The 23843-nt window shown below is 69.9% G+C and carries 22 protein-coding genes; 9 read left to right on the top strand and 13 right to left on the bottom strand.

The genetic code is table 11. The features are described from left to right. Window positions 1-49: 49 nt before the first annotated feature. The gene (locus G398_RS16490) at window positions 50-409 is read right to left on the bottom strand and encodes a winged helix-turn-helix domain-containing protein (protein ID WP_043483761.1); all 360 of its coding nucleotides are present in this window, start codon (window positions 407-409) and stop codon (window positions 50-52) included. 62 nt (window positions 410-471) lie between these two features. On the opposite strand from G398_RS16490, the gene G398_RS0105445 reads away from it, so the two are divergent. Genes G398_RS0105445 through G398_RS0105435 form a run of 3 tightly spaced genes read left to right on the top strand, consistent with a single transcriptional unit; the run spans window position 472 to window position 2542 of the window. Further along, complete coding sequence (locus G398_RS0105445; protein WP_026852841.1) at window positions 472-894, top strand: hypothetical protein; 423 nt, start codon at window positions 472-474, stop codon at window positions 892-894. After that, complete coding sequence (locus tag G398_RS16485; protein ID WP_043483759.1) at window positions 894-2120, top strand: molybdopterin molybdotransferase MoeA; 1227 nt, start codon at window positions 894-896, stop codon at window positions 2118-2120. Before G398_RS0105445 ends, G398_RS16485 begins: the two co-directional genes overlap by 1 nt. A 35-nt stretch (window positions 2121-2155) precedes the next feature. Further along, a complete protein-coding gene (locus G398_RS0105435) occupies window positions 2156-2542 on the top strand; it encodes a DUF488 domain-containing protein (RefSeq protein WP_026852840.1) in 387 nt (128 codons plus the stop codon). On the opposite strand, the gene G398_RS16480 is transcribed toward G398_RS0105435, so the two are convergent. Continuing rightward, on the bottom strand, window positions 2532-3620 hold the full coding sequence (locus G398_RS16480; RefSeq protein WP_157492291.1) for an amidohydrolase family protein: 1089 nt from the start codon (window positions 3618-3620) through the stop codon (window positions 2532-2534). The two genes, G398_RS0105435 and G398_RS16480, sit on opposite strands and share 11 nt — an antisense overlap. A gap of 191 nt (window positions 3621-3811) precedes the next feature. On the opposite strand from G398_RS16480, the gene G398_RS0105420 reads away from it, so the two are divergent. Further along, window positions 3812-5176 carry an MFS transporter gene (locus G398_RS0105420; RefSeq protein WP_026852839.1) on the top strand — a complete coding sequence of 455 codons (1365 nt, stop codon included), beginning with the start codon at window positions 3812-3814 and terminating at the stop codon, window positions 5174-5176. Here the strand turns inward: G398_RS0105420 and G398_RS0105415 are convergent, their stop codons facing one another. The 4 genes from G398_RS0105415 to G398_RS0105400 are packed head-to-tail and all read right to left on the bottom strand — an operon-like array spanning window position 5177 to window position 9849. Further along, window positions 5177-7546: a hybrid sensor histidine kinase/response regulator gene (locus G398_RS0105415; protein WP_169720617.1), complete on the bottom strand. Its 2370-nt coding sequence runs from the start codon at window positions 7544-7546 to the stop codon at window positions 5177-5179. Continuing rightward, window positions 7533-8141 (bottom strand): DUF1638 domain-containing protein, encoded by a 609-nt coding sequence (locus G398_RS0105410; protein WP_026852837.1) that lies wholly within the window; start codon window positions 8139-8141, stop codon window positions 7533-7535. Before G398_RS0105410 ends, G398_RS0105415 begins: the two co-directional genes overlap by 14 nt. After that, window positions 8138-9163 carry a uroporphyrinogen decarboxylase family protein gene (locus G398_RS0105405; protein ID WP_026852836.1) on the bottom strand — a complete coding sequence of 342 codons (1026 nt, stop codon included), beginning with the start codon at window positions 9161-9163 and terminating at the stop codon, window positions 8138-8140. The genes G398_RS0105410 and G398_RS0105405 overlap by 4 nt, the downstream gene beginning before the upstream one ends. Then, window positions 9160-9849 carry a cobalamin B12-binding domain-containing protein gene (locus G398_RS0105400; protein ID WP_026852835.1) on the bottom strand — a complete coding sequence of 230 codons (690 nt, stop codon included), beginning with the start codon at window positions 9847-9849 and terminating at the stop codon, window positions 9160-9162. The genes G398_RS0105405 and G398_RS0105400 overlap by 4 nt, the downstream gene beginning before the upstream one ends. A gap of 240 nt (window positions 9850-10089) precedes the next feature. Here G398_RS0105400 and G398_RS0105395 point away from each other — a divergent pair, with 240 nt between their 5' ends. Further along, a complete protein-coding gene (locus tag G398_RS0105395; protein WP_026852834.1) occupies window positions 10090-11235 on the top strand; it encodes a homogentisate 1,2-dioxygenase in 1146 nt (381 codons plus the stop codon). A gap of 78 nt (window positions 11236-11313) precedes the next feature. Beyond that, a complete protein-coding gene (locus G398_RS16475) occupies window positions 11314-12219 on the top strand; it encodes a mechanosensitive ion channel family protein (RefSeq protein WP_052571513.1) in 906 nt (301 codons plus the stop codon). Here G398_RS16475 and G398_RS16470 read toward each other — a convergent pair. The 3 genes from G398_RS16470 to G398_RS16460 all read right to left on the bottom strand — a co-directional run bounded on the left by G398_RS16470 (window position 12216) and on the right by G398_RS16460 (window position 15139). After that, a complete protein-coding gene (locus G398_RS16470) occupies window positions 12216-13073 on the bottom strand; it encodes a flavin reductase family protein (RefSeq protein ID WP_052571511.1) in 858 nt (285 codons plus the stop codon). The two genes, G398_RS16475 and G398_RS16470, sit on opposite strands and share 4 nt — an antisense overlap. Next, a complete protein-coding gene (locus G398_RS16465; protein WP_052571510.1) occupies window positions 13070-13987 on the bottom strand; it encodes a proline iminopeptidase-family hydrolase in 918 nt (305 codons plus the stop codon). The genes G398_RS16470 and G398_RS16465 overlap by 4 nt, the downstream gene beginning before the upstream one ends. Before the next feature lie 132 nt (window positions 13988-14119). Beyond that, on the bottom strand, window positions 14120-15139 hold the full coding sequence (locus G398_RS16460) for a fumarylacetoacetate hydrolase family protein (protein WP_084512024.1): 1020 nt from the start codon (window positions 15137-15139) through the stop codon (window positions 14120-14122). Between the two features lie 90 nt (window positions 15140-15229). Between G398_RS16460 and G398_RS16455 the strand changes: the two genes are divergently transcribed. Continuing rightward, on the top strand, window positions 15230-16126 hold the full coding sequence (locus G398_RS16455) for an MBL fold metallo-hydrolase (protein WP_052571508.1): 897 nt from the start codon (window positions 15230-15232) through the stop codon (window positions 16124-16126). A gap of 391 nt (window positions 16127-16517) precedes the next feature. Here G398_RS16455 and bioA read toward each other — a convergent pair whose 3' ends face one another. Genes bioA through G398_RS0105355 form a run of 3 tightly spaced genes read right to left on the bottom strand, consistent with a single transcriptional unit; the run spans window position 16518 to window position 19160 of the window. Continuing rightward, window positions 16518-17876: an adenosylmethionine--8-amino-7-oxononanoate transaminase gene (bioA, locus tag G398_RS0105365; RefSeq protein ID WP_043483756.1), complete on the bottom strand. Its 1359-nt coding sequence runs from the start codon at window positions 17874-17876 to the stop codon at window positions 16518-16520. 4 nt (window positions 17877-17880) lie between these two features. Further along, entirely contained in the window at window positions 17881-18498 is a 618-nt protein-coding gene (gene bioD, locus G398_RS16450; RefSeq protein WP_052571506.1) for a dethiobiotin synthase, read from the bottom strand. Window positions 18499-18512: 14 nt separating this feature from the next. Then, window positions 18513-19160 carry a tetratricopeptide repeat protein gene (locus G398_RS0105355; RefSeq protein WP_026852832.1) on the bottom strand — a complete coding sequence of 216 codons (648 nt, stop codon included), beginning with the start codon at window positions 19158-19160 and terminating at the stop codon, window positions 18513-18515. 150 nt (window positions 19161-19310) lie between these two features. On the opposite strand from G398_RS0105355, the gene G398_RS19365 reads away from it, so the two are divergent. Then, window positions 19311-21914 carry a CHASE domain-containing protein gene (locus tag G398_RS19365; protein WP_052571504.1) on the top strand — a complete coding sequence of 868 codons (2604 nt, stop codon included), beginning with the start codon at window positions 19311-19313 and terminating at the stop codon, window positions 21912-21914. A gap of 1 nt (window position 21915) precedes the next feature. Here the strand turns inward: G398_RS19365 and G398_RS0105345 are convergent, their stop codons facing one another. Further along, window positions 21916-23055 carry an aminotransferase class I/II-fold pyridoxal phosphate-dependent enzyme gene (locus tag G398_RS0105345; protein ID WP_026852831.1) on the bottom strand — a complete coding sequence of 380 codons (1140 nt, stop codon included), beginning with the start codon at window positions 23053-23055 and terminating at the stop codon, window positions 21916-21918. Here G398_RS0105345 and G398_RS0105340 point away from each other — a divergent pair. Continuing rightward, a complete protein-coding gene (locus G398_RS0105340; RefSeq protein ID WP_084512022.1) occupies window positions 23054-23824 on the top strand; it encodes a Bax inhibitor-1 family protein in 771 nt (256 codons plus the stop codon). The genes G398_RS0105345 and G398_RS0105340 overlap by 2 nt on opposite strands. The last annotated feature ends 19 nt before the right edge of the window (window positions 23825-23843 follow it).

Here is a 23843-nt window from a genome sequence, read left to right as displayed (position 1 = left end):
ATACAACGGTGGGGGGAGGCCAGCCCGGCCGCATGTCCAGGTTGTGATTTCAGTCCAGCAGCCGTTTCCGGAAAGCACGGACGTCGGCGGCGATGGCGGCGGCGGCCTTGGCCTGGATCTCCCGGAAGCGGGTCAGGGCCTCCCGGCCGGTGGGGGTCAGGGTGGCGCCCCCGCCCTGGTGGCCGCCCTTGGCCGCCACCACCACGGGGAGGCGGAAGCACTGGTTCATCTCGTCCACCAGCAGCCAGGCCTTGCGGTAGCTCATTTCCAGCTGCCGGGCGGCGGCGGAGATGGAACCTGTCTGCCCGATGGCCTCCAGGAGGTCGGCCTTGCCCTGGCCGATGGCGATGTCCGTGCCGTAGGCGATGCGGATGCGGATGGAGGCGGCGGGGGAGGCGGGCTTGGCCATGGGGACCTCGGGCGGACCCATTTCAGCACGGGCGGGAAGGGGGAATCTGCTAGAAGGGAAGCATGGATACGCCGACCACGCCCAGGGCGCTGCTCTTTCCGGAGCGGCCCCGGCATTTCCCCTGGGCGCGGCCGGTCCAGCTGGTCCTCCGCAGCGTGCACATCGCCGCCATGGCCCTGGTGGTGGGAGCGCTCCCCTTCGGTGCCGGCCACGAGGCCCTGCGCCTCCCCATCCTGCTCACGGTGGCCAGCGGCCTCCTGCTCTTCGCCATCGACCTGGCGCGGGACATGGGCATCCTCGTCCAGGGCAGCGGCGTGGCCGTGCTGCTGAAGCTGGCCCTGCTGGGCGCGGGCCTCCTGCAGCCCGCCCACCGCCTGCCCTGGTATCTGGCCGCCACCCTCGTGGCCTCGGTGGGGTCGCACATGACGGGGAGCTGGCGGCACTTCTCCTTCGTCCAGTGGAAGGTCCTGAGGTACCCCGACTGATGCCCACGCCCGCCGAAGCCCTGGCCCTGATCCTGGACCGCCTGGCGCCCCTGCCGCCCGTGACGGCGCCCCTGGGCGCGGCCCTGGGCCTGGCCGCCGCCAGGGCCCTCGTCTCCGCCGAGCAGGTGCCCCCCTTCACCAATTCGGCCATGGACGGCTACGCGGTGCGGGCCGGGGACCTGGCGGCGGCCTCACCGGAGCATCCGGTCCGGCTGCAGGTCCTGGGGGATCTGGCGGCCGGGGCCGTGCCGGACCGGCCCGTGGCGCCCGGCACCGCCTGGCGCATCATGACCGGCGCTCCGCTGCCCGACGGGGCCGACACGGTGGTGCCCGTGGAGCACACCGTCCGCGGCGCGGACTGGGTGGAGGTCCGCGGCCCCCTGCGGAAAGGTATCCACGTGCGCCACGCGGGGGAGGACATCCGGGCGGGGCTCGCCCTGGTTCCGGCGGGACACGCCCTGCGCCCCGGCGACCTGGGCGTGCTGGCCGCCGTGGGGATGCCCGCCGTGCCCGTCCACCCGCGGGCCCGGGTGGCCGTGCTCACCACCGGAGATGAGCTGGTGGACGTCTCGGAGAAGCCCGGCCCGGGCCGGATCCGCGATGCCAATATCCATGCGGTCTGCGCCCAGGTGGCCGCCTGCGGGGCCATCCCCATCCCCTTCCCGCGGGTGAAGGACGACCGCGCCACGCTGAGCGCCGCGCTCCGGGAGGCCCTGCAGGCGGACGCGATCCTCACCACCGGCGGCATCTCCGTGGGCGACTACGACTTTGTGAAGCCCATCCTGGAGGAGCTGGGGGCCGAGCGTGTCTTCTGGAAGGTGGCGCAGAAGCCCGGCGGCCCGCTGGGGTTCTGGATGGCGGGGTCCAAACCCGTCTTCGGCATCCCGGGCAACCCCGTGGCCGCCATGCTCATGGTGGAGGAGTACGTCCGGCCCGCCCTGCGGCGCCTCATGGGCTTCTCCGCGCTGCACCGCCCCGTGGCGGAAGCGGTACTGGAGGACGGCTGGACCGGCAAGGCCGGCGACCGCCGCACCACCTTCCTGCGGGTGGTGGCGCGCACGGAGGGCGGGCGGCTGCGGGCCCGGCTCACGGGGCCCCAGGGCTCCGCCATCCTGTCCTCCATGCTCCACGCCAATGCCCTGGCCGTGATCCCGGCGGGCACCGACCGGGTGGAACCGGGTGGCGCCATCACGCTCCACCTCACGGAGCTGGCGGAAGACCACTGAGGCCGTTGGTGCTACAACTGCGCGGGGAGGACGCCATGGCCATCCGTGTGGTGCGACTGGGAACGCCGAGGCTGCCGAATGAAGGACTCCGCATCGGCACGGTGCGCCGGCCACCCCGGGGCGTACCCAAGGCCGAGTTCGCCGCCCGCGATTTCTACGACGTGTGGATGCCCGAGGCCGCGCCCAGCGACGAGCTGGTGAAGCAGGCCCAGGCCGCCGCCAGCGACAAGGACTGGGCGGCCTTCAAGAAGAAGTACCGGTCGGAGATGGGGCACCCTGAGAAGGCGCGGCTCCTGGACCTGCTGGCGGCCCTGTCCCACCGGACGGACCTGGCGGTGGGCTGTTACTGCGAGGACGAGGCCCACTGCCACCGCTCCGTCCTCCGCGAGCTGCTGGCGGAGCGGGGCGCGGTCATCCGCTGAGGGCGGCCAGATCCCGCTGGAAGACGCTTGCCGCAAACCGCCGGCCGGTGCGGGGATCCCGCAGGGTGCGCTTGAGCACGAAGTCGAAGAGCAGCGGGTTGGCCTTCCAGACCTCGTTCAGGGCCTTCCGCTCGGCGGGGGTGATGAGCTTCATCTGCACGAGGCGCCGGGTCCACACGACGAGGTCCACGCCGGGCAGGGGGTAGTCGCTCCCGTTGAGCAGGCGGGCGTCCAGGTCGCGGGCGAGCAGCGTCTGGAGGGGACGGGGCAGGCGGTTGACCTGGGTGATGGCGGAGAGGTCGCCGTAGAGGCGGCCCTGGTACTTCGGCTCGTCCATGAGCCGCAGGAAGAGGTCGAAGTTGGCGGCCGTCCTCCCGGGGTGGTCCAGGTCGTCGTTGCGGCCCAGGCTGGCGCAGTGGGCCACGATCACCGTGACGCCCAGGTCCAGCGGCCGGCGCAGGCGCAGCGGATTGCCGAGGGCCTGGGCGCCCTTCACGGCCACGGCCTTCTCCTCCCCGGCATGGGTGAGCAGGACCACGCCCAGCTCCCGCATGCGTCGGTAGAAGGCGTCGTAGCGGGGATCGGCGGGATCGATGGCCTGGGCGTTGGGCAGCCACTTGAGCAGCCGGACGCCCTTTGCCGCGCAGGCCTCCAGTTCCCGGATGGCGTCCGCGCGCGCCGGGTGGATGGAGGCCGCGGGCACGAAGACATCCGGGTATTTCGCGGCGGCCTCCAGCACGTAGGCGTTGGGCACGTGGAACTCGGTGCGGGCCGGATCCGGCGTGCCGTCGGCGCGGTAGGCCCGGTCCATGGCCAGGAGCTGGACCTTCACGGGATGGGGGAAGGCCCGGGCCCGGGCGGCCAGGATGTCCAGGTAGTCCCGATCGAAGTGCGCCAGCCCCTTCACCCCGGTGGCCTTCAGGTAGAGGTTGGTCTCCAGGCGCTTCACCGGGTGCCGGGGGCTCAGCTTTTCCGGATTCACGAAGGTGCCATCGCCGTCCTGGCCCAGGCCGATGGCATGGACGTGGACGTCCACCATGGGGCGAGCGGGATCCAGGTCCGCGAAGGCGCGGTCCACGAGGGCCTGGGCGGCCGGGGACAGGGGCGCCGGGGCGGGGGGTGGGCGGCGGCCAGGAAGGCCACACCCAGGGCCAAGGCGAGGCAGGAGCGGAACCAGCGGAAAGGGCGGGGGGACATCCGCCAGAGATACCAGAATCCGGGGAACGGGGACACCTCGCCATGCGAGACTAGTCCGACCCTGAGGTATCCATGAGCGCCGAACCTACCTTCCGCGAGAAGTACTCCTTCCCTGCCAGCTACTGGAACGCCAACCTCACGGAGCTGTTCGAGCGGGCGGCCTACTACTCCATGGCGAGCTTCATCGTCATCTACCTGGGGCGGCTGGGCCTCGGCGACTACTGGCCCAGCACGCTGAACGGCGTGCTCTGGTTCCTGGTCTACTTCCTGCCCATCCTCAGCGGCACCATCGCGGACCAGATCGGCTTCCGGCGCAGCCTGCTGCTGGCCTGCGTGCTGCTGGTGGGCGGCTACTTCCTCATGGGCTACCCGGTCTGGTTCGGGGGCCACACGCTGGCCCTCCAGGTGGGCCATGAGGTGACGGCGGGCGCGGGCGTGGTGGTGCCGGTCTCCCTGGCCATCCTCCTCGTGGGCATCGGCGGCTCCTTCGTGAAGCCCTGCATCGCGGGCACCGTGCAGCGCACCCACATGGGCAAGGCCACGCTGGCCTTCGCCATCTTCTACATGGTCATCAACATCGGCAGCGTGGTGGGCCGCATCACAGCCTTCTTCGTGCGCACCAAGCTCGGCAAGCTCGACACCATCTTCCTGGTGGCCATGGCGGCTTCCGTGATGGCCTTCCTCGTGGTGACTCTGCTCTACCGCGATCCTGAATCTGCCGTGGACCCGGCGAAGCCCAGGCGCACCATCCCCGAGGTGCTTCTCGGCATCTTCAAGGTGCTCCGCAGCGGCCGCTTCACGATGTTCATGCTGGTGAGCAGCGGCTTCTACTTCATCTATAACCAGGTCTACAACGTGCTGCCGCTCTACGTGAAGAAGACCGTGGAGCTGAGCCCGGCCATGGACCTCTACACCATGGCCAACCCCGTCACCATCGTGCTGTTCCAGCTGCTCATCACCAAGCTCTTCGGCAAGCTGCCGCCCATCAAGTCCATCATCGTGGGCACGGTGATCATCGGTCTCTCCATGCTCATCAACGTGGCGCCCCTCTTCATGGCGGGGGGCGTGACGGCCAAGGCGTTGCTGCCGATGGGCAGCCTCTTCATCGTGCTGACCGTGGCCCTCATCGCCTTCGGCGAGCTTTTCGCCTCCAGCCGTCTCTACGAGTACATCGGCTCCCTGGCGCCCAAGGGCCAGGAGGGCCTCTTCCTGGGCTACGCCAACCTGCCCATGGCCATCGGCAGCCTGGTGGGCGGCCCCGCGGGCGCCTGGCTCTTCAACCAGGTGATGTGCGCCGGGGCCGTGAAGCAGGCGGATGGCCTGCTGAAGCTCGATTCCAAGGCCGCCGCCACGGGCTGGATCATCCTCACCCTCTTCGGTCTGGGCAGCGCCCTCAGCTTGTGGGTCTATAACCGGTGGCTGCAGAAACAGGCCTGATCAGCGTCCCGGGAGGACCGCCGCGAAGGTTGCCTGGAGCTCCCGAAAGCTGAAGGGTTTGGCCAGGATGGTGACGCCGGGGTGGGCGTGGGCCAGGTCGATGGCCTGCTGGTCGGCCCGTCCGGTGCACAGCAGGATGGGGATTCCAGGCAGGGTGGCCCGCAGCATGGGGAGGGTGCGGGCACCGCCCCATCCCGGCATGTTCATGTCCAGGAGGACCACCGAGGGCCGGAGGCCCCGCTCCACCTGGTCCATGGCCTCCTCTCCGGAGGCCGCCTGGGCGGTGGTGTGCCCCATGGCTTCCAGCTGGGCGGAGATGGCGGAGCGGATGAGCTCGTCATCGTCCACCAGCAGGACGGCCAGAGAGGCCGGAACCGCGGCTGCCTCACGCGCTTTCGCGTGGGCCTGGCTGGGTTCAGGACCCGTGGAGGGGAAGCGCATCGTGAAGGTGGTTCCCTGGCCGGGCCGGCTGTGGACCTCCAGCTCGCCGTGATGGGCCTTGACCGTGTTGTACACCAGGGAAAGTCCCAGGCCGGTGCCCTTTCCGTGCGGCTTGGTGGTGTAGAAGGGTTCGAAGGCATGTTCGAGCACCTCCGGCGGCATGCCGGTGCCGGTATCCGAGACCTCCAGGAGCGCCAGGCCCTGGGCCGGGGGCCGGGTGCGCAGGGAGAGGATGCCGCCCCCGGGCATGGCGTCGATGGCGTTCACGCAGAGGTTCATGAGCATGAGGCTGAGGGCGTCCGGATCGCCCAGGATCGTTCCCGCCGCGGGATCCAGATCCAGGCGGATCTCGATGTTCGCCGGGATGGTCGGTTCCAGCAGGCGGGCTTCATCACGGAGGAGCGAGTTGAGGGCCACGGAGCGCTCCCCCGCGACGTCCTTGCGCGAGAAGTCCAGGAGCCGCTTCACCATGTTCCGCCCCCTCAGGCAGGCCTTGGTGATGGTCTTGAACGCGGCGTGACGGGCGGACCCCTCGGGTTCGAGATCGAGGTGGATGGTGGCCAGGCCCAGGATGGCTCCCAGGATGTTGTTCATGTCGTGGGCCACGCCGCCCGCCAGGTTGCCGAGGCTCTCCATCTTCTGGGACAGGCGGAGGGCCTCCTGGGTCTGGAGTTCATCCGTGATGTCCCGGAGGACGGCGAGGCTGCCGGTGAACCGCCCGCCGGCGTCGCGCTGGGGGGTGGCGGTGAGCTGCAGGGTGCGCGCCTCTCCGTCCGCCCGGCGGATGCGGATCTGGTAGGTGTCCCGCAGGCCCTCCTGCCGCCGCCGGGTGTGCTCCACCACCCGCTGCCATTCGGCGTCATCCAGGAAGGCCCGGAGGTTCTTCCCGACGAGCCTGCCTTGGGAGAGGCCGAAGATCCGCTCGGCCTCCCGGTTCGCCATGCAGATGGTCTCCTCCTCGTCCGTGGCGGCGATGCCCTCGCCCAGGATCTCCACCAGCTCCCGGTGGTGGGCCTCGCTTTCGCGAAGGGCGGTCTCGGAGGCCAGACGCTCGGTGAGATCCCGGATGAAGCCGATGGCGTGGCCCTGGCTGGGGACGTAGGTGGCGGAGATCTCCACCGGATACGTGGTCCCGTCCTTGCGCCGGTGCCGGGAGGTGAACCGGTCCGACCCCTGTGCCATGATCTGCGCGATATGGCGAGCGGCCGCCTCGAGGGTCTCGGATGCGTCCAGGTCGGTGACGCGCAGCGCCTGCATCTCCTCCGCCCGGTAGCCCGACATCCGGAGGTAGGCATCGTTGGCGGCGAGGATCCGCGCGTCCCTGCCCACCACCAGGTACCCATCCAGGTTCGTCTGGAGCAGGGCCTCGTAGTCCTCGGCCTTCGCGAGGGCCCTGGCCTCCTGGGACTGGAAGTGGAGCGTGTTCCGGAGGATGAGGGCCAGCACCGGCGAGAGGACGCTCAGGAGGCGCGCCATGTCCTCGGACCGGTGGGTTTCGACGTGATCCAGGGCGAGGAGGGTGCCCACCCGCAGTCCCCCCACGCGAAGGGGCGTTCTGCTGAAGGAGGAGAGGCCCAGGCCGTCCATCGTGGCTGCGATGCCGGGAGGGACGGATGAGCGCGCGAAGAAGGCCGCGTCCTTTACATCCTCATGGAAGAAGGCCAGCGGTTCCACTCCCGCGAGGAGGCTTGAGCAGCGGGCCCGTTCCGGCTCCACGGCTACGATCTGGGCCTGGCCGAGCTCCGGTCCGGGGCCGTGCTGGAGGAGCAGGACCGTCCGGGCGCCGATCACCTCGCGCAGCCGGCGGGTCAGGAAGTGCCCCATCTCACCCGGGTTGTCCGAGAACTCCAGGATCTCCTCGAGCAGATCGAGGATCATGAACTGGACGGCCGCGCTGTCGGGCGCGCGCCTGGGGTCAGTCCCTGGCATGGGGCCTCGCAGCATGGGTCGCCTGGAGCAGGCTGTGGAGCAGGGCATCCAGGGAGACGGGCACGATCTCCACCGGAAGGCCCAGGAACGCGCTGGCCTCTGCCAGCGTAGCGTGGGGCACGGGCAAGATGCCCGTGTCGAGGTAGACGAGCCGGGTGTGCATCTCCTGCATGAATTCCTTCGCGCAGGGGCCCAGCAGGCCGAGGTGGCCGATGAAGACCTTCTTCCAAGAGAGGGCCCACTCGGGCATGAGGAAGAAGGCGCCTTCCCGCCGCAGGCGGCGGTAGGCCTCGCGGCCCAGGATGATCTCGCAGCAGTTGATGCCCTCGGTCCGGCGGGTGCCGGGTTCCGTTTCAAAGGCCTCCATGTGGCTGCAGCAATCCCCGAAGGCCAGAACCACATCCTGATCCGCCTGGCGCTCGCGGGCTTCCGTCAGGGCTTCTCCCAGGCGGGCCTCCAGCCTGGCGGGCGCCATGTGGAGCATGGAGTTGAGGTAGTCCACGGAAAGGTCCAGCCTTCCCGAGGACTGGAGGGCCTCGATCTCCCTCCGGAAGATCGAGCAGGAGATGCACCTGGGGGGCCGGCCGTCCTTCATGCTTCGACCCTTCCCGCCCGGTGGACGCGATCTGCGATGGCCTCGAGGCGATCCGCTGGCGTGTCCAGGGGGATGTCGGCGCCGCAGGTGGCGAGGATGAACTGGAGGTCTGCGGCCCGCCGGGACAGGGCCCGGTCGCAGAGGGCGCCGATGTCCTCCGGGGAGAGGTCCCCCAGGGTCGGGCCGGGGAGGTTCCCCAGCAGCAGGGGGCCCGGGCCGAGGGCCGCTCGTGCCGCCGCCAGATCCTCCCCCGCATCCACCACGTAGCCCACGGTGTTCGGCAGCCCCTTGAAGTCGGCCAGGTGGGGCAGCAGCGGGCAGCCGCCGTGGTGCAGGATGACGGGCCCCGGAATCTCCGCCAGGGCCTGCTCCAGCGACGGACGCCCCAGGCGCTCCACCACCGGCGCGGGCAGGATGGACCGATTCGCCAGGTTGGCGGTGAGGGCGAGGGCGGTGGCGCCATCGTGCAGCATGGCCCTGCCCAGCGCCACGAAGAAGGGGGTGAGGTGGTCCAGGAGGGCGCGGGCCGTCTCAGGCTGGAAGAGGAGGGCATCGAACCAGGCCTCCAGCCCGATGATGAGGGGCGGGAGGTCCAGGGGGCTCGCCAGGAGGCCGATGACGGGCACTTCTCCCGCGTACCGCTTGGCCAGGATGCGGATGCTGTCCCGCAGATAGCCCACCTGGGGATGGCTGTCCACGTCGGGGAGGGGGAGCCGGAGGGCCGCTTCGGCGGAGTCCGCGGCGAAGGCCGCCACGTTGGGAGGCCGCCGGCTGGATTCGCTCAGCCTGCTTCCGAAGGCCGCCCCGAGTCCGGCCAGCGCGAAGGGGCTGACCAGCAGGTCGGGCTGGAAGGCCTCCCGCACCGCGATCTGGCCTTCGGCGAAGACCTCGGGATCCCGGTAGTGGTCCTTCAGCGCCGCGCCGGTGAGCCGCGCGCCGTAGAGTCCGGCATTGAGGAGGAGGGCCGGCCGGTCGGAGGACCGGTTCTGGAGGGCGGCGAGGACACGCTCGAGACTGTTCATGCCGGGACCTCGCCCCTGGCCTCGGAGGCGCGCCGCGCCAACCGCGCGAACAGGGCCGAGGCCTCCAGCGCGCTGGCCGCGGTGCCATCGCCCCCGAAGGCCGCCACCAGTTCGGGCCTCAGCTTGAAGACGGCGCCTCCCACAGCCAGTTGCACGCGGTTGCCCAGACCCCGGCGGTCGATCTCCTCCCTGAGCTTCGCCACGTTCTTGGCCGTGGTGAACATCATGGCCGAGGCGCCGATGACCCGGGCGCCGGTCTCTTCGGCCCTGTCGACGAACTGCGCGGGGCCCACGTCCACGCCCAGGTCATGCACCTCCCAGCCATCCGCCCGGAGGAAGGCCGCGACCATCTTCCGCCCAAGGGGATGGAAATCATCCTCCACGTTCCCCACGAGGACGGGGCCCTTGGAGGAAGGCCTCGGGGTTCCATCGCCGGAGGCGTCGAGCAGCACCCTGGACAGGACATCCTCGGCGACCTTGGCGGCCACGTAGCCCTCCGCCAGCGAGACGCCGTCCTTGCCGCTGGCCCATAGCCTGCCGAAGGTCTCCAGGGTCGGGGAGAGCAGCTCGGGGATCACCCGGTGGAAGGGTCGCCCCACGGCCCAGGCATCGATCACCGCCTGGGCGCCCGCACGGTCCGCCTTCTGGATGGTCTCCAGAAGCTCCTGAGGGAAGTTCCGGTCCATGGCGCTTCCTGGAAAAGTATGAGTAAATCGATGTAATTCTAATTACGCAGACGAAAAATAACCATCGCTTGCAACCCTACGTATCGTCCTGATCGGACGGTCCTTGAATTCGCCACCGGGGACCTGTCCCGTGTTCCGAGTGCATTGATTCAAAAGATAGATATTTGTGGTCATTGCCGCATTTGGCGAAACCTGTAATTACAGATTCCCGCGATAATGGAGCATCGTCCCGAGGTTGCCATGTCCAAGAAGGAAACGTCGCTCTTCCCCTTGCGCAAGGGGCTCCACACGCGCCAGGCGCATGTGGACCTGCCCGCGGGCACCTTCGAGGAGGAGCATGCGCGGCAGGGCTTCTTCGGCCGCACCACGCACCTCTACCGGCTGCACCCGGTGACGGACTGGACGCGCATCGAGGGGCCGCTGCGGCCCCACAGCTACGACCTGAACGGGCTGGAGCCTTCGACGGACGAGGCGATCCAGGCTTCGATGTTCGGGTCGCGCGAGCCCGCCTTCGCGCCCATCTGCATCCTCCACAACGCGGATGTGGCCCTCCACTGGGTGGCGCCTGCCGCCATGGACTTCTTCTACCGCAACGCCGACGGCGACGACGTCTACTACATCCACGCCGGCGGCGGGAAGCTGGAGACCACCTTCGGCGTGATCCACTACGCCACGGGCGACTACCTGGTGATCCCGCGCGGCACCACCTACCGCTTCCTTCCGGATGCTTCCGATCAGCGCTACCTGCTCATCGAGGGCTTCAGCGAGGTCACCATCCCCGACCGCAATCAGCTGGGACCCAACGCCATCTTCGACCCGGCCATGGTGGACACGCCGGAGCTGGAGCCCTACGAAGAGGGGAAGGGGCGCGAGTGGGCCGTCCACATCAAGCGGCAGAACGAGATCACGAAGGTGTTCTACCCCTTCAACCCGCTGGATGTCGTCGGCTGGAAGGGCGACCTCACGGTCTGGCGCATCAACGTGAAGGACATCCGGCCCGTGCTGAGCGCCCGCTACCACCTGCCGCCCAGCGCCCACAGCACGTTCATCGCGAACAACTTCGTCATCTGCTCCTTCCTGCCCCGGCCCTTCGAGGAAGAAGAAGGCGCCATGCGCGTGCCCTTCTTCCACAGCAACATCGACTACGACGAGGTGCTGTTCTACTCGGCGGGCCACTTCTTCTCGCGGGATGGCATCGGCGCGGGCATGGTGACCTGGCATCCGCAGGGCATCCACCACGGACCCCACCCCAAGGCCATCCCCCTCAGCCGCACCAAGGAGCGCACGGACGAGGTGGCCGTCATGGTGGACGCCTACCGCCCCCTCAAGGCCACGCCGGCGGCGGGGCTGGTGGAGAACATGAACTATTGGGCGTCCTGGAAGTAGTCGTCCTCTCGGCTTCGACCTTCGTGATCCGCGACCCGCATGGTCGCGAGGGCCTCCTGGAAGTAGACTGGACGGGTGATGCTCCTGACGATCCAGCCCCTTCTCAAGACCGAAGTCCGCCGCTTCGACCACTTCCTGGCATGGATGGATCGCACGGGCTGGTCCCGGCTGGAGCACCTCCTCATGGCGGCCCTGGCCTGCCTGGCCATCCTGTGGGGCGTGAAGCTGGTGTCCCGGGCCGTGCGCAGGGCCGTGGACGACGGGAACGCGGAGGTGACCTCGGACGCCGAGCGCCGGGCGGAGACCCTGGGCTCCGTGCTCAACAACACGGCCCGCGTCCTGGCGATGGTCTTCTTCCTGCTCATGACGCTCCAGGAGTTCGGCGTGAACATCGGGCCCCTGGTGGCCGGCGCCGGCATCGCGGGTGTGGCCCTGGGCTTCGGGGCCCAGAGCCTGGTGAAGGACGTCATCAGCGGCTTCTTCCTCCTGATGGAGAACCAGTTCGGCGTGGGTGACATCATCAGCGTGGACGAGAAGCACACGGGCACCGTGGAGCGCATGACCCTGCGGGTGACCCAGATCCGCGACTCCGAGGGCAAGGCCCACTTCATCCCCAATGGCTCCGTGGTCCGCGTGGTGGTGCTCTCCAAGGAGTTCTCCCGGGCCAAGGTGGATGTGGGTGTGGGCTACGACACAGACATCGACGCGGCCATCGAGCTGCTGACGCGCATCGGGAAGGAGCTGGCCGAGGCCTGGCCGGACCGCGTCCTGGAGCCCACCCAGGTACTGGGCGTGGAGGACCTGGGGGAGAGCGCCGTGACGCTGCGGACCCTCACCAAGACCGCCCCCGCCAAGCAGTGGGAGGTGGCCCGGGAACTGCGCCGCCGCATCCTCATGGCCTTCCGCGAGGCCGGCATCGACATCCCTTACCCGCAGCGCGTGGTCCATCACCGCGGCGCAGTGGGAGCCGACCTCGAGGGTTAGCCCCGCAGCCGGATCGCCGCCAGCCGCCAGGCCTCGTCCAGGTCGTTGCGGCCGAGGGCGGCCTGGAGGGCACGCTCCAGGGCCTCGGGGCCTTCGGGGTCGCCGGGGCGGCGGGTCGGGGCGTCCAGGTCCGGCAGGCCGGGGCTGTTGGCCAGCTGGCCCAGGTCGTTGGCCGTGAGGATGCGGCTCTGCCGGAGCGCCTCGGGCAGGGCGTCGTAGCCCAGGGGCTTCCCGGCAGGCTTGGGGACCTGGAACACCGCCGTCCCGCTGGCCCGGGTGTAGAAGGCTCCGCCGTTGCGGCCGATGAGGTCCAGGGCGTCGGGGTGGAGGAGGCCGTCCACAAAGCAGTCCTCCCGCACGTGGAAGGCCAGCACCTCGCCGAGGAGCATGAGGCCGGACCCCGGACCCGTGCCCAGCTCCACCACCTGCCGCAGCCGGCACTCCATCTGGAAGGGGCTCTCGGCCACGAGGGCGGGCTTCACGAGCTGCGCGGGCAGCGGGGTGAGGCCGCTCTTGGGGAACTCGTCCACCCCATCCGGCCACTCGGCGCTGGCCACGTTCATGGGGTGCAGCATGGCGTGGCTCACCGCGGCGATGACGAACTCCCCCGTGGCCACGGCGTTCAGGTAGGTGTGCTTCACCGTGCCGTCCCGGCCTCGGCGGTTGGGCGCGAAGGCCACCGTGGGCGGGTTGGAACCGAAGGCGTTGAAGAAGCTGAAGGGCGAGAGGTTGCGGATGCCGTCCTTCGACACGGTGCTGGCCAGCGCGATGGGCCGGGGCGCCACGCCGCCGCAGAGCAGGGTGTTGGCCTCGATGGCCGTGAGGTCGCCCGGGAGGATCGTGCGCAGGCTCATGACTTCCCGAACCGCACCGTCTTCCGGCCCGCGTCCGTCTCATTCAGGAAGCGGATGAGGCCTTCGCAGTAGGTCTTCTGGTCATCCCACATGGACATGTGGCTGCCCTTGGGGCAGAGCAGGAAGCTGCCGCGCTGCACCCGGCCAGCCACCCACTTCATGTGGGCGGGGTCCATGGTGTCGTAGGTGCCGCCGATGACCAGCGTGGGCATGGCCAGCTTCGGCAGGTCGGCCTTGCGGTCCCACTTCTCCAGCCGGCCTGAGGCGCCGAACTCGCTGGGGCCCTGCATGAGCACGTAGATGTCGTTGTTCGAGTGCGCCGAGGATCGCTTGAAGGCGTCCGGCCACTCCGGCAGACGGCAGAGGTGCTGGTTGTAGAAATTCGGGATCAGCAGCTCCATGTAGCGCGGATTCTCGTACTGGCCTTTGGCCTCGAGCTCCTTCACCTCCTTCACCACGGCCGGATCCATCTGCTTCGCCAGCACCTCGGCGGCGTAGCGGTTGTAGTCGGGGATGCTCATCATCATGTTCGAGATGATCAGCCCCTTGAGGTTGGCGCCGTACTTCAGCGCGTACTCCGCGGCCAGGATGCCGCCCCAGGAGTGGCCCAGCAGGTAGAAGTTGGAGCGATCCAGGCCCAGGGCCCTGCGCACCTGCTCGACCTCCTCCACGAACCGCTCCGTGGTCCACAGGTCGCGGTCCTTGGGCTGGTCCGAGTAGGCCGACCCGAGCTGGTCGTAGTAGATGAACTCGATGCCCTCCGCGGGCAGGTAGCCCTCCAGCGACTCGAAGTACTCGTGGGTGGAGCCGGGTCCGCCGTGGAGCAGCAGCAGCTTGATGCGCGGGTTGTTCCCGAAGCGCTTGGTCCAGACCTTGAACGTGCCCTTGGGCGTCTGGATGGGGATGAGCTTCACGCCGCCTTCGCGAAGGGGCGAAGTAGGCCTTCAAGGTGGGCCTCTGCGCGAGGACGGGGCTCGCGGCAGCCAGCAGGCCGAGGAGGAGGGCGAGGGCGCGGCGCATCATGGCTCCCGGGGAGATGTCCCAGTCTAGTCCCCGGCCTCGCCGGAGGGCGTGCCGGCGTAGAGATCGGGCAGCGTTCCGCCCACCAAGTGGGTCGGCATGTCCACCAGCCGCTCCGGCACATGGGTGATGGTGTTCACCAGGCGGCCCAGGCCCTCGATCTCCAGCACCACCTCGTCGCCGGCCTTGAGCCAGAGGTTGTCGGTGACCTTCGATCCGTTCAGCTCCAGCAGGCAGCCGGTTCCCACGGTGCCGCTGCCGATGACCTCGCCGGGGTGCATCTGGATGCCGTAGCTGGTGCGCTGGAGGATCTGGGCGAAGGTCCAGTTCATGCTGTCAGCGTTACCGTCGGACAGGCGGTGGCCGTTCACCTCGCAGGTCATCCGGGCGTGGAGCAGCTCGCCGGTGGCGGTCCGCTCCAGCTTCAGCTCGTCCTTGGTCACCAGCCACGGCCCCAGGCTGGTGGCGAAGTCCTTGCCCTTGCAGGGGCCCAGGGAGAGCTTCATCTCCTCCATCTGGAGCATGCGGGCGCTCCAGTCGTTCATCACCAGGTAGCCGAAGATGGCCGCGTCCGCCTCCTCCAGCGTGGCGTTCTTCAGGGGGCGGCCCGTGACGACAGCCACCTCCAGCTCGAAGTCCAGGCGGGTGAGGTGGTGGTCCTGCACGAGCACTTCGCCCGGGCCCGTGACGGCCAGGTGGTTGGTGAAGTAGGTGACGGGGAAGAGGTCGAACTCGGGAATCATGTCCAGGCCGCGGTTGCGCCGGGCCGTGGCCACGTGCTGGCGGAAGGCGTAGCCGTCGCGCATGGAGACAGGCCGGGTCACGGGGGCCAGCAGGCGCACGGCGCCGGGATCGACCAGGGCGGTGGCCGGCGGGGCCGCGGCGAGGCTCCGGGCCAGGGGCATGAGCGCGTCCTGGCGGCGGATGAGGGTCAGCATGTCCACGGCCAAGCGGGGCTCGGCGGCGGCGAAGTCGAGGATGCGGCCGTCCGCCATGACGGCGCCGATCTTCTCCGCCTCGGCCTTCAGGAACGTCACCAGCTTCATCGGATTCTCCGCAAAACCCCAGTGTAATGCCGGAAAAACACGACCCCCGCATCGTCATTCGCGGCCGGTGGAACGGGGTACACTCGGCCCATGCGCGCCCTCCTCCTCGCCACGATCCTCCTGCTCCCGGTAGCCGCCATGACGCCTCCCGCCCCGACGACCGCCTCCCGCCCTGAGCCCTTGCGCCTGGGCCAGATGCAGGTCTGGATGCTGACGGACGGGCGGATCCCCCTCGCCGCCTCGCTCCTCAAGGGCCTCGACGCCGCGGAGGCGCGGCGGATGCTGGGCGGGAAGGACACGGCCGATACGCCGGTGAACGCCTTCCTCGTGCGCATGCCCGGCCGCACCGTCCTCGTGGATACGGGCATGGGCAAGGACCCCGAGGAGGACTCGGGACACCTGATGGCGCAGTTGGCCGCGGCGGGCGTGGCGCCCTCGGACGTGGACCTCATCCTCATCACCCACGACCACTTCGACCACATCGGCGGCCTGCTGAAGGCCGATGGCACGCGCGCCTTCCCCAAGGCGGTCCTGCGGGTGGCCCGCCGCGAGCACGCCTTCTGGACGGAGGATCCCTCGCGCCTGCCCGAGCGCCTTCGGGACCGGGCGCCGAAGCTGAAGGCCCTCTTCGCGGTCTACGAGCAGGCCGGGGCCTTCCGCCCCTTCGAGGACGGCGAGGAGCTGGCCCCGGGCCTCCGCGCCATCCCGGCCCACGGCCACACGGGCGGCCACACGGTCTACGCCTTCACCTCCGAAGGGCGGGATCTCTGGTGCATCGGCGACCTCATCCACTTCGGCGCCGTGCAGTTCGAGCGCCCTGGCGTGGGCGTCGCCTTCGACGTGGACGGCGATCGCGCCGTGAAGGTCCGGCAGGACCTGTTCCGCGAGGCGGCGCGCCGGAAGGTGGTTCTGGCCGGCGCCCACCTGCCGAAGGTCATCCGAATCGAGGCGAAGGGCGAGGGTTACGAGGCAGTGCCGGTGCCCTGAAGCGGATGTTCCCAAAAGACATCTGGTGTCTTGGTGGTGAAAAGTTTTTCGTTGCTTAAAACTTTCCTCATGATCGGCGAACCTCAGCCTGATCAAAAGATTCAAAAGCCTCCACGAAGAACACGAAGAAGAAAAAGGCCACGAAGACAGGTGCCAGCGTTCCGGCTTAGGACATCCGGGCCTCTGGCCCCCGGTCGCGCATGGCGCAACCGGCTTCGCGGGCGGCGGCTCCGGGCGGCTTCCAAAGGCCGCCGTGGCCGCCGCCCGCGAAGGGATGTCCACGGTGGTCGAGGCCCCTTCGCGCCCTTCATGCGCCCGCAGGGCGCCTTCGTGTTCTTCGTGGAGATCTTTTTGAGGCTGAGGTTCGCCGATAATCGGGAAACCTTTTGGATCAGAGCAGCTCCATCAGGGTCTCCGCGGCCTCGAGGATCCTCTTCGGCGGCGTGCTGAGGGGCGGCAGCAGGTAGAGGCAGTCGCCCATGGGGCGCACCAGGAGGCCGCGGTCCAGGGCCCGGCGGTGGAGCCTCCAGCCGAAGCGGTCCTCGGCGTCGTGGGCCTGGCCGGTGGCGGGATCCACGAGGCGGCAGGCGCCGATGGCGCCCAGCACGCGGGCCTGGCGCACGGCGGGGTGGGCGGAGAGGGCGGTGAAGGCCGCTGTCATGGCCTCGTTCAGGGCGGCGGCGTTGGCCAGCACGGGCTCGTCGTCGAAGAGGGCGAGGCTCGCGCAGGCCACGGCGCACGCGATGGGGTTGCCCGTGTAGCTGTGGCCGTGGAGAAAGGCCCGGCCCGAGGCGGGCGTGCCCCAGAAGTGGCCGTAGAGCTCCTCCGTGGCCCAGGTCATGGAGAGCGGCAGGGTGCCGCCCGTGAGGCCCTTGGAGAGGCAGAGCAGGTCCGGTGCCACACCGGCCTGTTCGCAGGCCAGGAAGGTGCCGGTGCGGCCGAAGCCCGTGGCCACTTCGTCGAGGATGAGGTAGACGCCGTGGGCGTCGCACTGGGCGCGCAGCTCCTGCAGCAGCTCCGGCGGCCACATGCGCATGCCGCCGGCGCACTGGATGAGGGGCTCGGCGATGAAGGCGGCGAGGCGCTCCCCGTGGGCCGCGAAGAAGGCACGCATCGCTTCCCGCGCGGCGTCCAGGCGCGCGGGCCAGCCCGCGGGATCGGCCTGAAGCTCGCGCCTGGGATCCTCGGGTACTTCCAGCCGCTCGCAGGCCAGGAGGAGGGGCCGGAAGAGGCCGGTCATGAAGTTCTCCAGCTCGCCCACGCCCACGGCGCCCAGGGTGTCGCCGTGGTAGCCGCCCCGCAGGGCGCCGAAGCGGTCGCGGCCCTGCTCGCCCCGCTGGAGCTGGGCCTGGAAGGCCATCTTGAGGGCCACCTCCACGGCGGTGCTGCCGTCGTCGGAGAAGAAGGCCCGGGTGAGGTTCGGAGGCAGCTTGGGCCGCAGCCGCGCCACCAGCTCCAGGGCGGGCTCGTGGGTGAAGCCGGCGAACATCACGTGGTCGAGCTTCGCGGCCTGGCGCTCCAGGGCGCTCACCAGCCTCGGATGGCCGTGGCCGTGGAGGCAGGTCCACCAGCTGGAGACGCCGTCCAGCACCCGCTCGCCGTTGGCCAGCAGCAGGTCGCAGCCCTCGCCGCCGATCACGGGCACCGGCGGATCGGCCTCATGCACCTGCATCTGCGTGAAGGGGTGCCAGACGTGGGCGCGGTCGAGGGTGAGGCGGTCCGTCCAGTCGGGGGGCAGGGGGCTCGGCATGACCTCAGTCTAGGACGTGCACGGGCACCGGCAGGAATTCCCGCAGGAGCGCGGCGTTCTCCGCGGCGGCCTCGGGCCGGGCTCCGTCGGCGCCGGGGTTGAGCAGCACGGCCTCGATGCGCCAGCCGCGCAGCATGAGGGCCTCGGCGGAGAGCAGCGTGTGGTTCAGGGTGCCCAGGCCACCCTGGGCCACCAGCACGCAGGGGATGTGCAGCTCCGTGGCCCAGGCCAGGAAGTGCACCTTGGGCGCCAGGGGCACCATGAGGCCGCCCACGCCTTCCAGCAGGATCCGTCCCTTCCCGGAGTGGGGGGGGCGGCGGCACCAGGCGGCGGTGGCTTCCAGGTCCAGGACGCGGCCTTCCCTCCGGGCGGCCGCCAGGGGCGACAGGGGCGCTTCCAGGAGGACGTGGCTCTCGGCGGTGATGCCCGGGCCCGCCACGGCGGTGGCGTCAGCCTCGGGGTGGTCCGGTCGGTCCACGCCGGTCTGGAAGGGCTTGCGGTAGCTCACAGGGCCCGCGGCGGCCCAGGCGCGGGCGATGCGGGCGGAGACGTGGGTCTTCCCCACGCCCGTTCCGGTGCCGAGCACCCAGAGCGGGCTGGGGAGGGTGTCCAGGTTCAGCATGGAGGGCGGAACCCTCAGCGGGGCATGCCGCCCTGGTTGAGCTGGGCCAGCAGCTGCCGGGCCTGGGCGGCCTGGGGGCTGTTCGGGGCCATGACCAGCACCTTGTTCCAGGCCTTGGCCGCCTCGTCGGGCTTGTTGAGGTCGGCGGCGTACACGATCCCGAGGTTGAAGACGCTGGGCACGTGGGAGGGGCTGATCTTGCCCGCCTTCTGGAAGTTGGCGATGGCCTTGTCGAACTGGTTGAGCTGGCGGTACATCACGCCCTGGTCCGTGAGGATGTCGGGATCGTCGGGCTTCAGGGCCAGGGCCTTGGCGTAGGCGTCCACGGCCTTCTGGGGCTGGTGGGTGTCGAAGTAGTCGTTGCCGAGGCCCACCCACGCATCGTGGTTCTTGGGATCGGACTTCACCAGGGCCTCCAGCTTGATGATGCGGGCCTGCATCTCCGCGTTGGGGAGGCCCATGCCCGGCGGAATCTGGCCCGGCGCCGGGGCCCCCGCAGGCATGCCGCCGCCCAGGGAGGGGGCCGGGAGGACCACGCCAGCCGAAGGCGCGGCGGGGGTGGCGGCACCCTGCTCATGGGCGCTCCTGCCACCGACGAAATAACCGGCCAGGAATCCCGCGAGGAGCCCTCCAGCCAGGGTGAACATGGTGTTCCGGTCCAAGAAGCACCTCCTGAAGACCTTCCGGTCGTCTGTCATTCTCCCACAGGTCATGTCCGGGAGCAGGCCGCCGATGAAAAAGAGCTGGAGGTTCCCTGGAGGGACGCCCCCATGCCAGGATAATTCCGACCCCCACCCCTGATCGAGGTATCCGTGGCCGCCCCCCCGCCCAGCCCTTCCGCTCCGGGTCGATTCCGTGCCGCCATCCTGCTCGTGGCCGGTGTGGGGGTGTCGCTCGGGGGGTTCTTCCTCGCGAGGGATACCCATCTCCGGCAGGTGGAGGCGCAGTTCCGCGAGGCTGCCCGCGACCGCGCCGAAAGCGTGGCCCAGGGGCTCCGCCACAGCTTCGAAGACGTGCTCGTGGTCCGGAACTATTTTGAATCCAGCGCGGCTGTGAGCCGGTCCGACTTCGATGCGTTCACTTCGCCCATCCTGGCCATGCATCCCTACATCCAGGCCTTCCAATGGCTGCCGGAGGTGGGGCCGGAGAACCGGGCGGCCCTGGAGGCCGAGGGCCGCGCCTTCCGGCCGGACTTCCGCTTCTTCCGGCAGGACGGAGAGGGCCGCAGGGTGCCCCTCCCCGCGGAGGCCCGCTTCCATGCCATCCAGTACGTGACCCCCTTCCGGGGCAACGAGGTCACCCTCGGCTATTCGGCGGAGCATCTGCCGGCCCGGCAGGAGATGCTGACCAGGGCCCTGCGCGGCGAGGAGGTCGCCGCCAGCGGTCGGATCCGCCTGATCCAGGAGACGGGCTCCCAGTCGGGCTTCCTGGCCATGGCCGCCGTCCGCAACGCCCAGGGCCGGCCTCGGGGCGTGGTCCAGGGCGTCTTCCGCGCCGGGGATCTGATCCAGAAATCCATCGGCATCCTGGAGCCCCGCGGCGTGGATCTCAGCCTGATGGATGACGGCGCCCCGGAAGGCGAGGCCCTGCTCCACCGCGAGCCCTCGCCGCTTCCGTCCCTGGGCGTGGAGCGGCCCTCTCGGCTCCGGTACACCGTGGCCTTCGACCTGGCGGGGCGGCGCTGGGACCTGGTGGTGACGCCCACGCCGGGCTACTACGAGCTGGCTGCCGGGTGGCGGGCCTGGGGCCTCCTGGCGGGAGGGCTCGCCTTCAGCCTGCTCCTGGCGGCCTACGTGAAGGGCCTGCTGGAGGGTCAGGCCCAGATCCGGACGCAGGTGGAAGCCCGGACCCGCGAGCTGGCGCTGGAGACCGAGAGCCATCGCCGCGACGCCCAGGCCCTGAGGGAGAGCGAGGCGCGGTTCCGCCACCTGGTGGAGGTCATGGGCGAGGGCATGTGGGTGGTGGATCCCGGGGGGCTGACCACCTTCGTGAACCGCCGCATGGCGGAGATGCTGGGCTACGCCGCGGAGGAGATGGTGGGCAGGCCGCTGTCCGACTTCATGTTCGAGGAGGATGTCGCCACCTCCGACCGCAACATGGCCCGGCGCAGGGAGGGGATCAGCGCCCAGCACGACTTCCGCTTCCGGAAGAAGGACGGGTCGGAGGTCTGGACCATCGTGACCGGCAACCCCGTGCTCGACGAAGACCGGAAGGTGGTGAGCGTGCTGGGCATCATCACGGACATCACGGAGCGCCGGCGCGCCGAGCTCGCGCAGCTCCAGAGCCAGAAGCTGGAGAGCCTGGGCGTGCTGGCGGGGGGCATCGCCCATGACTTCAACAACCTCCTCACGGCCATCCTGGGGAACATCAACCTGGTGCAGATGTGCACCCCGCCCCTCTCCCCGGCGCAGCCCTACCTGGACAACCTGGAGAAGTCGGTCCACCGCGCCACGGGCCTCACGCGGCAGATGCTGGCCTACTCCGGCAAGGGCCGCTTCATGGTGGGCCCCCTGGACCTGAACCAGGCCGTGGAGGAGATGTCCCACCTGCTGGAGGTCTCCATCCCCAAGAAGGTCGCCCTGAGGTACCAGTTCCAGGCGGGCCTTCCCGTCCTCATGGCCGAGGCCTCCCAGATCCAGCAGGTGGTCATGAACCTCGTCACCAACGCCGCCGAGGCCATCGGCGACCGGGAGGGCATCGTCTCCATCCGCACCGGGACGCGGGAGTACCAGGAACCGGAGCTGGTGCGGGACTTCCAGGGCCAGGACATCGCGCCCGGGACCTTCCTCACCCTGGAGGTGTCCGACACGGGTCAGGGCATGACCCCCGAGGTGCAGGCGCGCATCTTCGAGCCCTTCTTCACCACCAAGTTCACGGGGCGGGGGCTTGGCCTGTCGGCCATGCAGGGCATCATCCGGGGCCACAAGGGCGGCATCCGGGTCTACAGCGAAGTGGGGAAGGGCACCACCTTCAAGCTCATCTTCCCGGCGGGCCTGCCCGACGCCGCGCCCGCCCCGGTGGTGGAGGAGGCCTCCCCGGGCTGGACCGGCTCGGGCACGGTCCTGGTGGTGGACGACGAGGAGGGCGTGCGCAGCGTGGCCGAGGCCCTCCTCCGCTCCATGGGCTTCGAGGTGATCCTGGCGCAGGACGGCCTGGAGGCCCTGACGCGGTTCAAGGAGGGACAGGGGCGCATCCGGGTGGTGCTCATGGACCTCACCATGCCGCACATGGATGGGACCGAGACCTTCCGGGAGCTGCGGCGCCTGGATCCCCAGTGCCGGGTGGTGCTCACCAGCGGCTACAACGAGCAGGACGCCATCCAGGACTTCCTGGGCAAGGGCCTGGTGGCCTTCGTGCAGAAGCCCTTCCAGCGCGGGGACCTGATGCTGGCCATGCGCAAGGCCCTGGGGAGCTGAATCAGCGGAGCCCGGCGCTCCGCAGGGCCTTCGCCAGCGCGTCCACCTGAGTCTCCTGCAGGTGGGCGCCGAGGGTGATCCGCAGGCGCGCGGAGCCCTCGGGCACCGTGGGGGGGCGCACGGCGCGCACGTCGAAGCCCCGGGCCTGGAGCTCCTCCGCCAGGCGCACCGCCTCCGCATCCGGACCCACGGGCACGGGGACGATGGCGGAGGGCATCGCGGGCTGTCCCAGGCCGGCCCGGAGGCGGTCCGCGAAGGCCAGGGCCCTGGCCCGGCGCCAGGGCTCGGCGCGGGCAAGGCGGACGCCCTCCAGGGCCGCGCCCACCACCGGCGGAGGCAGGGCCGTGGAGAAGATGAAGCCCCGGGCGGTGTTCAGCAAGTGCTCGCGCAGCAGGCCATCGCAGCAGACGAAGGCCCCGAAGGCGCCCAGGGCCTTCCCAAGGGTGCCCATGACGAGGGGCACCCGCCCGTGGACGCCCTGGAGCTGGGCCAGGCCGGCGCCGTCCGCGCCCAGCAGGCCCGTGGCGTGGGCCTCGTCGATGAGGAGCAGGGCGCCGTGGCGTCCGCAGAGGTCCAGCAGGGCCGGCAGGTCCGCCGCATCGCCATCCATGCTGAACACGGCGTCCGTGGCCACCAGGGCCAGGCCCTCCGCGGGCGCCGAAGCCCGCCAGGCGGCCAGCTGCGCCTCCAGGTCCGCCAGGTCGAGGTGCCGGTAGATGCCCAGATGGGCCCCCCCGGCCCGGGCCAGGCGGCAGCCGTCCACCAGCGACGCGTGGTTGAGGGCATCGGAGAAGACGGCGTCGCCGGTGCCCACCAGCGCGGGAAGAAGCGTGGCGTTGGCCTGGAACCCGGTGTTAAAGAGGAGGCAGGCCTCAGCGCCCTTCCAGGCGGCGAGGGCGGCTTCCAGCTCGCCGTGGAGGGGCGTGGTGCCCCGCAGCAGGCGCGCCCCTCCGGTCCCTGCGCCCCACTCGCGGGCGGCGGCGGCGGCGGCCTCCGCCAGGCGCGGGTCCCGGCGCAGGCCCAGGTAGTCGTTGGAGCAGAAGTCCACCCCCGCCGCCGGGTGGATGGCCCGGTCCCGGCCCAGGGCCCGGCGCCGATCCGACTGGTCTTGAAGGCGTTGCCGCCAGGGCGGGGGGATCATGGAACCTCGGGGTCCTTGGAGGCAGGGTAAGGGTGGGGGAATGTTAGGATCTGAGGGGGATCCACGCGGATCCCCCTTGGAGCGTGGCATGGATTACCAGCAGTCGTGGCAGGGGGCTTCCACCGGAACGCAATCCCGCGTCGATTTTGTCCGAAGCGTCTACTTGTGGCTCATGGGTGGGTTCGCCGTGGCGGCGCTGGGCACCTTCAGCGCCCCCCTGGTGGGGAACGCCCTCATCTCCGTGGCCGGCCGCTTCTGGTTCTGGGTCCTCTTCGGGATCCAGTTCGGGTCGCTGATGTTCGCCTCGCGGGTGAGCCGGCGGAAGCCCCTCAACCGGGTGGCCTACGTCCTGTTCACGTTCCTCTCGGGCGTCATCGCGGGAATCGTGGCCCTGGCGCTGGCCTCGGGCGCCGGGTTCATGCCGGTCTTCACCGCCTTCGGCCTCACGGGTGTGGTGTTCCTCACCCTGACGGTGACGGCCTTCGTCTCCAAGAAGGACTTCAGCTTCCTGCGGAACTTCGTCATCGTCGGCATCGCGGTGATGTTCTTCGGCAGCCTGGCGGCGGCCATCTTCCACCTGGAGACCTTCAGCCTGATCATCTCCGGCGTGGCGGTCATCGCCTGCTCGGCCAAGCTGCTCTGGGACACCTCCGCCATGCTCCGCACGAACGACTTCGGCGATCCCGCCGGCTTCGCCCTGGCCCTGTTCGTGAGCCTCTACAACATCCTCATCTCCCTGATGAACCTTCTCGGCGGTCGGCGCCGCTAGGCGCCTTCCCGGCATCCAA

This window comes from Geothrix fermentans DSM 14018, assembly GCF_000428885.1.
GTDB classification, from domain to species: domain Bacteria; phylum Acidobacteriota; class Holophagae; order Holophagales; family Holophagaceae; genus Geothrix; species Geothrix fermentans.
The sequence above is the reverse complement of the archived record's forward strand: the minus strand, read 5'-3'. Positions and strand labels throughout refer to the sequence as shown.

What these genes read in the sequence shown, in the direction of transcription:
- G398_RS0105345 (WP_026852831.1), bottom strand. Translation starts at nt 23,055, where the DNA reads ATGATCCCCCCGCCCTGGCGGCAACGCCTTCAAGACCAGTCGGATCGG.
- G398_RS0105415 (WP_169720617.1), bottom strand. Translation starts at nt 7,546, where the DNA reads ATGCCAGGGACTGACCCCAGGCGCGCGCCCGACAGCGCGGCCGTCCAG.
- G398_RS16470 (WP_052571511.1), bottom strand. Translation starts at nt 13,073, where the DNA reads ATGAGCCTGCGCACGATCCTCCCGGGCGACCTCACGGCCATCGAGGCC.
- G398_RS16490 (WP_043483761.1), bottom strand. Translation starts at nt 409, where the DNA reads ATGGCCAAGCCCGCCTCCCCCGCCGCCTCCATCCGCATCCGCATCGCC.
- G398_RS0105410 (WP_026852837.1), bottom strand. Translation starts at nt 8,141, where the DNA reads ATGAAGGACGGCCGGCCCCCCAGGTGCATCTCCTGCTCGATCTTCCGG.
- bioA (WP_043483756.1), bottom strand. Translation starts at nt 17,876, where the DNA reads ATGCCGAGCCCCCTGCCCCCCGACTGGACGGACCGCCTCACCCTCGAC.
- G398_RS16455 (WP_052571508.1), top strand. Translation starts at nt 15,230, where the DNA reads ATGCGCGCCCTCCTCCTCGCCACGATCCTCCTGCTCCCGGTAGCCGCC.
- G398_RS0105435 (WP_026852840.1), top strand. Translation starts at nt 2,156, where the DNA reads ATGGCCATCCGTGTGGTGCGACTGGGAACGCCGAGGCTGCCGAATGAA.
- G398_RS0105405 (WP_026852836.1), bottom strand. Translation starts at nt 9,163, where the DNA reads ATGAACAGTCTCGAGCGTGTCCTCGCCGCCCTCCAGAACCGGTCCTCC.
- G398_RS0105340 (WP_084512022.1), top strand. Translation starts at nt 23,054, where the DNA reads ATGGAACCTCGGGGTCCTTGGAGGCAGGGTAAGGGTGGGGGAATGTTA.
- G398_RS0105400 (WP_026852835.1), bottom strand. Translation starts at nt 9,849, where the DNA reads ATGGACCGGAACTTCCCTCAGGAGCTTCTGGAGACCATCCAGAAGGCG.
- G398_RS0105395 (WP_026852834.1), top strand. Translation starts at nt 10,090, where the DNA reads ATGTCCAAGAAGGAAACGTCGCTCTTCCCCTTGCGCAAGGGGCTCCAC.
- G398_RS0105445 (WP_026852841.1), top strand. Translation starts at nt 472, where the DNA reads ATGGATACGCCGACCACGCCCAGGGCGCTGCTCTTTCCGGAGCGGCCC.
- bioD (WP_052571506.1), bottom strand. Translation starts at nt 18,498, where the DNA reads ATGCTGAACCTGGACACCCTCCCCAGCCCGCTCTGGGTGCTCGGCACC.
- G398_RS16475 (WP_052571513.1), top strand. Translation starts at nt 11,314, where the DNA reads ATGCTCCTGACGATCCAGCCCCTTCTCAAGACCGAAGTCCGCCGCTTC.
- G398_RS16460 (WP_084512024.1), bottom strand. Translation starts at nt 15,139, where the DNA reads ATGAAGCTGGTGACGTTCCTGAAGGCCGAGGCGGAGAAGATCGGCGCC.
- G398_RS16485 (WP_043483759.1), top strand. Translation starts at nt 894, where the DNA reads ATGCCCACGCCCGCCGAAGCCCTGGCCCTGATCCTGGACCGCCTGGCG.
- G398_RS0105420 (WP_026852839.1), top strand. Translation starts at nt 3,812, where the DNA reads ATGAGCGCCGAACCTACCTTCCGCGAGAAGTACTCCTTCCCTGCCAGC.